The following is an 8,579-nucleotide window of genomic DNA, read 5'->3' on the forward strand; positions in this document are numbered from 1 at the left end:
AAAATAACAAGTCAAGATGCTTGTCTATTTTTCAAGATGCCTTATTATTTTATTTTGTATGACTATTATAAAAATCTTATATTAAACAATAACTTTTAATATTACTATCCCTTGAAGATACAAATATGATTGGTGTTTTAGATATTTCTCTTATATTTTTACACCAATAAAAGCCATCACAAATTGGAAGGCTAATATCCATAAGAACCACAATCTTCAATTATCAATAATTTATATGTATTATTCATTTCAATGCCCTAACCCATTCTAATTTATTCCTTTATCTGTTATACAATTTTTTTTCTTGAGATATTGTTATTATACCATCTTTCATTCCAGAAACAAAAGATAGTCATCTTCCTTAAATATAAAAACCCAGGACAATATATTTCTGTACTGTCGTGGGTTTCAATGGTGGAGGCGAACCATGGTGGCTGAAATCCACCATGGTTAAATACTCAGAACACTCAAGTTTTCTAAAAGTATGTTTCCTATATCGGCAGTGTAAAACACATAATCGTCCCATCTGAAGATGATTCAATACACTCAATATAACCCCCATGAGCCTCGACTATATATTTAGATATTGAAAGACCGAGACCAGAGCCTGCAATATTTTGATTTCTGCTCTTTTCTCCTCTATAGAATTTATTGAAAATATAGGGTATATCAGCAGAAGAAATGCCTATCCCTGCATCCTTCACATATACATGAATATAGTTATCTCCATCTTCAAAATATATAGAAATTGCTCCCTGTTCTTTTCTTTACCCTGTTTAATATTACTAAGCAATAATTATCAATGCCCTCTTTATCTTTATCGCTATTTCCTTTTCCTTTGAAAGCTTCAGTTCATCCCTCATAGCCTCAAAATCGTGACAAAAGCTACCTATCTCGCTATCATAATCATACTGGGTTTTATAAGAAAAATCCCCTTTTAAAATTCTACGCGCACTTTTATGAAGTTCAGTTAAAGGAGCTAAAATATCGTTTTCAGAAAAAACATATATAGAAATTGCTATTATAATTATTATAATCAATGAGATAATCATAGGAAGTATATTTAATAAGGTTGAAGCAATCGGTAAAACATTAAAAAAATCCGCCTTAGAAATCAAAAAAATTGCTGTTCCAATTTGTGTATTATTTATAATTAGTGGAGTAGAATATTTGACAAGTCCAGGTTCCTCTGGAGAAGCTTTATTATCATATTCTATAAAGTCCTTTAAATTAATTACCATATCTTTTTTATATTTCGTAATAGATGATGACAAAACTCTCCCACCTAAGTCTATAACAGTAAAAGAATATTGAGATTTTATCTCATTGGTAAAACCATTTTTTGCTAAAGCTTGTTCAATATTTATTTTTGCAGAATTTGTTAAGAGCCTACCTTTGTTTGCCGTAGGATAAAACTCATTTTTACTATATATGAGAGCAGCTGAATATATAATAACAAAGGTACTTAATATAATTATTGATAATGTGAAAACCTTAAATTTCAAATCTATACCTCTTTTATTTATCTAAATCCTCTTCCCACTTATAGCCAACTCCCCAAACGGTTTTAATATAATTTAGATTGTATGAAGAAAGTTTTTCACGAATTCTTTTTATATAAACAGCTATGGTATGGTATTTAGCTCCCCAAATCCACTTAATCCCCAAACATTATCATAGAGTTGTTCCTTTGAAAATACTTGAGATGGGTACTGAGATAAGAAATCTATTATCTCAAATTCCCTGGAAGTAAAATGAATTTCTTTATCCATGTAAGTCACTTTATAGCTTTTACTATCTATAGTAAGCTGACCAAAGTCCTTTTTCTCGGAAATATTATTTGATGGAGTTGAGAAGGTTTTATATCTCCTGAGATGAGCTTTAATTCTAGCAACTACCTCCATGGGTGAAAATGGCTTAGTAATATAATCATCGGCACCCACTCCTAAGGATAAAATTTTATCTATATCTCCGCTTTTAGCAGAGAGCATTATTATAGGTACAAGGGAAGAATTCCTAATGATTCTGCAAATTTCTATACCATCAACCTCAGGGATATTACTTTACCATTATCATTTATTTTAAATGCAAAATCTCCTCGTCCATCTGCCCTTACAAATTCTCCTTCTTCCTTTTCAACAAGAGTTGTATTGATTTCCTCTTTAGCAGACGTATATTCATTAAGTGTTAATGTACCATCTTTGTTATCTTTAATTTTCATATCCATTGAAGGATTAAATAAAAAACCAATCTTCATAATATTACTTTTTGCTATTCCATCATAGCTTCTATATGTTCCTTCATATTTACTGAAATCCTTAGATAGATTCTTCTTTATTTCATTAAATTTATTATTAATAGCAGGATAAAATTTATTTAAAAACTCTTCTTCAAAGTTAAACGGAAGTGGATTTAATGAATTGGTTGCAATATCATACAATTGCATAATAGCTGTTGCAGTAAACATTTTGCTTACTGATGCTGCTGGGAAAACAGTTTTATCTGGATCTACTGGTATCTTTCCTTCAATATTACTATATCCATATCTCCTTTTAAACACTTCTTTGCCATCCTTAACAATATCTATAGCTGCTCCTGGGATTGAATACTTCCCCATATTTTTCTTTAAAAAAACATCTGTGAATCGCTGTAAATTCTGACTGTTATTCACCTCTAAATGTTTCTTCTCTATTTCCTTTCCAAAACTATTACTATGTAACCCTTAGCTTATCAATATAGTACTTAATAATATTACCATAATTTTTTTTGCTTTCATTTTCATAAATTCCAACTCCTTAATTATTCTATAGTTAGATTTTATAACAAAACAAATTTTTAAATTTAACTTTTTTCTTACGAAAAACTAAAGTTTATATATAAAAATATAATTAATATTTCACGACATTTATTGTGTGCACATTTATTATAGTAAATAGTTTTTTTATAAAACCCATCTTAATTTATATATATAAATTATGGCAATTATAGTATGATTAACTAAATCAATATGTCGTGCTCGTAATTTACTATGCAACAACTAAAAAAGAAAACTATAAATGTTTGGAGGTTTTATTATTAACAAACTTATTAAACTTATTAGAAGTATTTTAGTTATTTTATCATGTTTATTATTAAGCTTTAGTATATTTGCTTGGGTATCAGGATTAAGGATAAGCGATTCTGAACTTTTACCAATAATAGCTTCAAGTAACTTGGCTATGCTTCTATTTTTTATATACTGGGCATTAGGAATGGGTTCCATTAAATCTTTAAGAACACCAGAAAATAAAATCATTAGAATTTTATCTAAAGTAGGATTTGGAGGAAATATAGTTTTAACTATACTATCTATATTAACTATTATTGGCTTTGGTATTATGCCTTAATTAAGATTAGAGGATATTGATTTTAGTTCACATCTTTCATATATGTCGACACAAGTAAACCCATATCATTAGATATAAAGCGAATTACTGATATAGGTGAAAACAATGATTATACTAATTAGATTTAAGCTTCCAGTATTATAAATAATAAAGTTTATTTCCTCAAAATAAGAACTTTAGGAGGATGAAATTATGAAAAAAAAACTCCCTTTAGTGTTTATAGTAGTTTTATTGTTTTTATATATACTATATTTTAATTCCAAAACAGTGATCTATATGGGAAAGAGTAATGCTATTTTGAAAAATCATAAGTATAATTCGCAAGCAGTTTATATTATAAAATTTCAGACACCTCTCACAATGTTTGAACAGTATAAATTAAACGAAAATAAAAACCTTAATTTGCTTGTACCAAAAGATACTGAATTTTTAGTGTCACTTTCTGCTAATATTACTAGGCCATGTAAATGGGAAGTAGAACAGGCTAAATACATTAAAAATCTAGAGTATAACGGAGATAATTTTATAGAGCCATATGACTTTAAGTTTACTTCTTTAAAGGGTGATTCAAATAGGCGACAAAACCTTTTATTTAAAGCTAAATCTATGGGTAGTGAGAAGCTTGTGCTGAAATATGTGGATATTAATACTTCTGAGGTAGAAAGTGAATTGATACTTAATATTGGGGTTAAGTAAGGATTATTTATGTAGTGATGAACAAGGAGGTCATAATATTTGTCTATAAAAGAAGCTTTGAACAAAATAAGAGAAGAACAATACGCTCCATTAACAATAAAACAGATAATTTTAAAAGTGCTATTAATCTTTGCATTAGGAATGCTTCTTGGTTTTATATCCAAATATAGCGATACAATTCCATCAAACAGCCTAATGAGAAGCATTTGGCCGACTGTCAGCAACATAACTACCAATTTTAGGTATATGGGTTCTGTTGGCTACAATAATAGTTGCGTGGAGCAATAACCCGAGAATTGGAGCCATAAAGGTTTTTGCATTTTTTAGCGGCATGTTGTTGACATATTATATCTATTCAATGAAGTTGTTTGGCTTTTTCCCCACTTATTACTTTATCCGTTGGAGTGGAATAGCGTTAGCATCGCCAATAGCAGCCTATATAGTATGGTTTAGCAGAGGAAATGGATGGATTGCAGCGTTATGTGCCTCAATGCCCATTGGCTTGTTAGTTTCACAAGGTTATCCTTTTTTTTATATGTTTACATTTACTTTGGGATTTGATATTTTTTCTGCTATCATATTATTTCTAATTTTACCAATGAATAAAAAACAATGGTTACGAATTTTTATGTTGACATTACTTATAGTGTTTATACTTAGAAATTCAAGTGTTCTATCATACATATTTGGTGGCCTATAAACAGAACCTCGCAAAATGAGAATAATCTATGGTCAGAGTGAGTCACAACTGTAGAAAAGAACGTAAAATTCAATTGAATTTTACGTTCTTTTTACGTCGCACTTCATTTTTCATATTATATAATCAGGTTTAACATAATAACTCTCGGTATAAGTTATTTGCAGCTTTGTATTTCCTCTTACTTTCTAGATGTTTTATTAGTAAAAGTGTTATTTTATAATGAATGTCTAAATATCCATTATCTCTGTAAAATGGCAATATAGTATTAGTTACTTCATTATAAAATATATCTTCATTTAAATTAAAAACACTTAAAGATAGACAATAAAGATAATTGTAATATACGGAATTTTTATAGTAATCAGTTAAGAATTCATCAAATATTTCTTTATAATTGAAAACATCATTTAATTTTTTATGGATTTCTATGTAGATACAAGCACCAAGTATTGGTTGTTCACTTGCATGCCATGCAGATTTTATCCAACGTTTATCAGTTTCCCATGAATTTAATGGATTCATAGCAAGCTGGCAATATGCAATAGCTTTATCATACTTACCCATATCCAAATATAGTTTAGCCAGGTTAGTATATACACCAAATATATTTTTATCTAAAGTAAAATAATCAGAACCATTAGCTACAGACGTTAAATGAAATTCTGCCTGTTTGTACATTTTTAAAAAGATATAACTTGACCCTAAAAAGCTTTGACACTGTAGGGTATTCCTGTATCGTCCTGAAAGTGAATAACTATTTAATGCCTTCTCTAGGTAAATAATGCCTTTTAAATGTTGCCAGTTTAGACAATAAGCCACACCCAAGCGATAATTAATCCATGGAGTTTCCTTGATTTCGTAAGCTTTCTCAAGTCTTCTGATGCCTTCAGTTTGGCTTATATATTCATAGAGAAATCTTCCTGTAACTAACATATATATATATTGAAGATCTGGGTGTAAACTGCTGTAAACTTTATCAAGAATATTAATAGCTGCTTCCAGTTCGTTATAACTTTTTCTTTCAACTAAAATATTGTACATTAGAGAGTAAATATTAAATTCTATATTATAAGGTGAATTACGTAGGAGAGGTTCCAAAGTAGACAACTCATTATAAGTGATTTCAGCTGATTCATAGTCAAAACTTTCTACTTGAAACATCAATGCATGAAATTTTTGACGGATTAACCCAATATCCTTTCTACCTGTTATATTAGTTATTTTTAGCTTTTTTAATAAGGCCTCTATTAACTCACTTCTAAGTTTCTTTTTACCATTTTCGAAATAACTTAAATGGCTGGCAGAACATATTCCATGGGCTAAAGCTTCTTGACTAATACCTTCTTTAATCCTATTGTATTTAATCCAAGCTGATAAAAAGTCGTATTCAAATTTATTACTAAATATGTAAACAAAGTTATCCATAAACACCATGCCCCTAAAATTTAATGTATATGACTTAAAATAGTCATACTATATATATATAGTAACACTTAGATAAGATTTATTTAACTTATTTTTCAATAATAATGTTTTGCTATTGTAATATTTTTCTAATACAATTAACTTATAGAATTAAGTAAGACAATATCTATGTGTACTGTTTCTAGCACAAAAAATTTAAATTATGTCTAATTTATTTTTTATTACAAATTAATATCGAGGTGTGTTATATGAAAGAAAAATTTATTAAAGCATTAGAAAGTAATGATCTAGATGAAATGAATGAAGGGTTAGAACAATTTTTAGCTCAGGATTATTTTAAATCTATTGACATGTATGGAGATGAATTTACCATTCCTACTTTTAAACAGATTTTTAGAAAAGCTAAAGCAAAAGGATTAATTTTGAAAGCACACGTGGGTGAATTTGGAACTGCAGAATTAGTTAGAGAGGCTGTAGGAGAATTAGAACTTGACCAAGTACAGCATGGAATAGCTGCCGCAAATTCTCAGAGTGTTATGAGATGTTTATGTGATAATAAAATACAGCTTAATGTATGTCCGACAAGTAATATTTTACTTAGTAGAGTAGAAAGTTATAAAGTTCACCCTATTAAAAAACTATATGATAATGGTATTAAAGTAACTATAAATACTGATGATATGCTTATTTTTGATCAAAGTGTTTCTCAGGAGTTTTTTAACCTTTATAATGCTGGGGTTTTTAATTCTACAGAACTAAATGAAATAAGAGAAAATGGACTCTCATTAAATAAATTATTTGTGTCGTAACGCTATTTTATTGCGTAATAATATTAAAGTGGGGTAATCATAATGAAGAAAATAGAACCATATAAAGGGATTGCGGGTACATATGAAGAGATAAGACCCTCTTATCCAGAAAGATTAATTCAAGATGTAATCTCAAAAGCTGATTTAAAATTGAATGATAGATTACTTGAAATTGGTGCAGGAACTGGAAAAGCAACTATACAATTTGCAGATAAAGGATTTAGAGTTCAAGCAATAGAATTAGGGGAAGATATGGCAGAAATATTAAAAGATAAGTGCACTGCCTATCCAGATGTCTCAGTGGATGTAGTATCTTTTGAGGAATGGAATTGCCCCAATAATCAAAAATATGACATGATTTATTCTGCTCAAGCATTTCACTGGATAGACAAAAATATTAAATATAAAAAATGCCATGAACTTTTAAAGGATAATGGCTATCTTGTTTTGTTTTGGTATAATCCATGTGATGATAAATTACCTGCAACAAAAGAAATAGAAGAAAAGGTTGAAATTATTATTGAAAAATACGTTTCTAAATACTTTACTGCGAAGAGAAAACCTGAAAGGTGTGCACATGATAGAATATCAAACAATGATGAAAGAAAAACAGAGATAGAAGCATCTGGTTTGTTTGATTTAATTGAAAAAGTAGAATATACACAAGAAGTGAGAAATAATCCGAGTCAGTATTTAAAGGTAATTAAATCAGTGCCAGCATTTGCTTCTATTCTTGATGGATTAGATGATAAAATCATTGAAAAGATGGATAGTGAAATTGAAGAAATTATAAATAATCATGGAGGATATGTTAACGGGTTGTTTAAATTTTCTTTGTACATAACTAAAAAAATATGACATGTAGGAAAGGTTTATGACAAAGGCTAGCCTCCATAGTTTTATGGAGGCATTACAGTAAAGGTTCATATTGCTATAACCATACATAACAGCTCTCATACAAATAGCAAATCTGACTCCCTCATTTTCAAATATAAACAACATTAAAATCGATCGTCTAAGTCATTTCTATGTGATGTAGTATAGATAACGTGTAAATGTTGGTGCTAACCCGATATATAATAATACTTTGCAATTTTTTCGAGAATGTTTATAGATTTGTGTAAATGACTTTAGAAGTATATATCTAACTAGAAATTAGTATGGGAATTTACTCCTGTACTAATTTTTTATTTTTAGGGCAATACTAATACTGGGGTAGTGTGGATATTATTATATTATTTGTAAAAAGTTTTAAATTATACATTAAAATATAAAAAAATAAATTTTTAATTTTTAATTATGCTTCAATCCTATCTTCAAACATAATTGTTAGTTGTGCTAATGAGCTGGACCAATTTTGAGCAGGTGAAGTCCATTTTTTCATAATTTCTAAGGTTGCTAGGTATAACGACTTTCTTAAGGAATCATCTGTAGGGAACACAGTTTTAGTCTTTGTAAACTTCCTGAGTTGCCTGTTAAATCCCTCCAATGCATTAGTTGTATATATTATCTTTCTTATCTCTGGTGGATAATCAAAGTATGTTGATAAATTGTTCCAATTAT

13 protein-coding genes and 1 pseudogene are annotated in these 8,579 nt (G+C 28.9%); 6 read left to right on the forward strand and 8 right to left on the reverse strand.

The genetic code is table 11. The features are described 5' to 3' along the window. Positions 1-94: 94 nt before the first annotated feature. The 6 genes and pseudogenes from ACREV6_RS24260 to ACREV6_RS24285 form a co-directional block, all read right to left on the reverse strand. A pseudogene (locus tag ACREV6_RS24260) lies at positions 95-211 on the reverse strand (DNA-binding response regulator); the annotation flags it as partial. A gap of 280 nt (positions 212-491) precedes the next feature. Continuing rightward, positions 492-749 (reverse strand): ATP-binding protein, encoded by a 258-nt coding sequence (locus ACREV6_RS24265; RefSeq protein WP_431580632.1) that lies wholly within the window; start codon positions 747-749, stop codon positions 492-494. A gap of 36 nt (positions 750-785) precedes the next feature. Beyond that, positions 786-1,505, reverse strand: coding sequence for a HAMP domain-containing protein (locus ACREV6_RS24270; protein ID WP_431580621.1), 720 nt, complete (start codon positions 1,503-1,505; stop codon positions 786-788). A 13-nt stretch (positions 1,506-1,518) separates the two neighbouring features. Further along, on the reverse strand, positions 1,519-1,668 hold the full coding sequence (locus tag ACREV6_RS24275) for a winged helix-turn-helix domain-containing protein (RefSeq protein WP_431580622.1): 150 nt from the start codon (positions 1,666-1,668) through the stop codon (positions 1,519-1,521). After that, a complete protein-coding gene (locus tag ACREV6_RS24280) occupies positions 1,626-2,057 on the reverse strand; it encodes a response regulator transcription factor (RefSeq protein WP_431580633.1) in 432 nt (143 codons plus the stop codon). Before ACREV6_RS24280 ends, ACREV6_RS24275 begins: the two co-directional genes overlap by 43 nt. Next, positions 2,036-2,671: a serine hydrolase domain-containing protein gene (locus tag ACREV6_RS24285; RefSeq protein WP_431580623.1), complete on the reverse strand. Its 636-nt coding sequence runs from the start codon at positions 2,669-2,671 to the stop codon at positions 2,036-2,038. Before ACREV6_RS24285 ends, ACREV6_RS24280 begins: the two co-directional genes overlap by 22 nt. A 385-nt stretch (positions 2,672-3,056) precedes the next feature. On the opposite strand from ACREV6_RS24285, the gene ACREV6_RS24290 reads away from it, so the two are divergent. The 4 genes from ACREV6_RS24290 to ACREV6_RS24305 all read left to right on the forward strand — a co-directional run bounded on the left by ACREV6_RS24290 (position 3,057) and on the right by ACREV6_RS24305 (position 4,782). Beyond that, entirely contained in the window at positions 3,057-3,386 is a 330-nt protein-coding gene (locus ACREV6_RS24290; RefSeq protein ID WP_431580624.1) for a hypothetical protein, read from the forward strand. 192 nt (positions 3,387-3,578) lie between these two features. Continuing rightward, positions 3,579-4,082, forward strand: a complete 504-nt coding sequence (locus tag ACREV6_RS24295; protein WP_431580625.1) for a hypothetical protein — start codon at positions 3,579-3,581, stop codon at positions 4,080-4,082. Positions 4,083-4,121: 39 nt separating this feature from the next. Next, positions 4,122-4,370: a hypothetical protein gene (locus tag ACREV6_RS24300; RefSeq protein ID WP_431580626.1), complete on the forward strand. Its 249-nt coding sequence runs from the start codon at positions 4,122-4,124 to the stop codon at positions 4,368-4,370. Positions 4,371-4,440: 70 nt separating this feature from the next. Beyond that, positions 4,441-4,782: a hypothetical protein gene (locus tag ACREV6_RS24305; protein WP_431580627.1), complete on the forward strand. Its 342-nt coding sequence runs from the start codon at positions 4,441-4,443 to the stop codon at positions 4,780-4,782. A gap of 129 nt (positions 4,783-4,911) precedes the next feature. Here the strand turns inward: ACREV6_RS24305 and ACREV6_RS24310 are convergent, their stop codons facing one another. After that, a complete protein-coding gene (locus ACREV6_RS24310) occupies positions 4,912-6,207 on the reverse strand; it encodes a helix-turn-helix domain-containing protein (protein ID WP_431580628.1) in 1,296 nt (431 codons plus the stop codon). A gap of 248 nt (positions 6,208-6,455) precedes the next feature. Between ACREV6_RS24310 and ACREV6_RS24315 the strand changes: the two genes are divergently transcribed. Together ACREV6_RS24315 and ACREV6_RS24320 are read left to right on the forward strand one after the other, a co-directional pair. Continuing rightward, a complete protein-coding gene (locus ACREV6_RS24315) occupies positions 6,456-7,016 on the forward strand; it encodes an amidohydrolase family protein (protein WP_431580629.1) in 561 nt (186 codons plus the stop codon). Between the two features lie 42 nt (positions 7,017-7,058). After that, positions 7,059-7,874: a class I SAM-dependent methyltransferase gene (locus ACREV6_RS24320; RefSeq protein WP_431580630.1), complete on the forward strand. Its 816-nt coding sequence runs from the start codon at positions 7,059-7,061 to the stop codon at positions 7,872-7,874. Positions 7,875-8,313: 439 nt separating this feature from the next. Here ACREV6_RS24320 and ACREV6_RS24325 read toward each other — a convergent pair. Next, on the reverse strand, positions 8,314-8,579 hold a 266-nt coding region (locus tag ACREV6_RS24325), incomplete at its 5' end, for a transposase (RefSeq protein WP_431580631.1).

It is taken from the genome of Clostridium sp. (assembly GCF_050717515.1).
Taxonomy (GTDB): Bacteria; Bacillota; Clostridia; order Clostridiales; family Clostridiaceae; genus Clostridium_AD.

Excerpts from the sequence above, each read along its gene's own strand:
- ACREV6_RS24305 (WP_431580627.1), top strand. The coding sequence starts at position 4,441 with ATGAAGTTGTTTGGCTTTTTCCCCACTTATTACTTTATCCGTTGGAGT.
- ACREV6_RS24320 (WP_431580630.1), top strand. The coding sequence starts at position 7,059 with ATGAAGAAAATAGAACCATATAAAGGGATTGCGGGTACATATGAAGAG.
- ACREV6_RS24315 (WP_431580629.1), top strand. The coding sequence starts at position 6,456 with ATGAAAGAAAAATTTATTAAAGCATTAGAAAGTAATGATCTAGATGAA.
- ACREV6_RS24310 (WP_431580628.1), bottom strand. The coding sequence starts at position 6,207 with ATGGATAACTTTGTTTACATATTTAGTAATAAATTTGAATACGACTTT.
- ACREV6_RS24290 (WP_431580624.1), top strand. The coding sequence starts at position 3,057 with ATGTTTGGAGGTTTTATTATTAACAAACTTATTAAACTTATTAGAAGT.
- ACREV6_RS24295 (WP_431580625.1), top strand. The coding sequence starts at position 3,579 with ATGAAAAAAAAACTCCCTTTAGTGTTTATAGTAGTTTTATTGTTTTTA.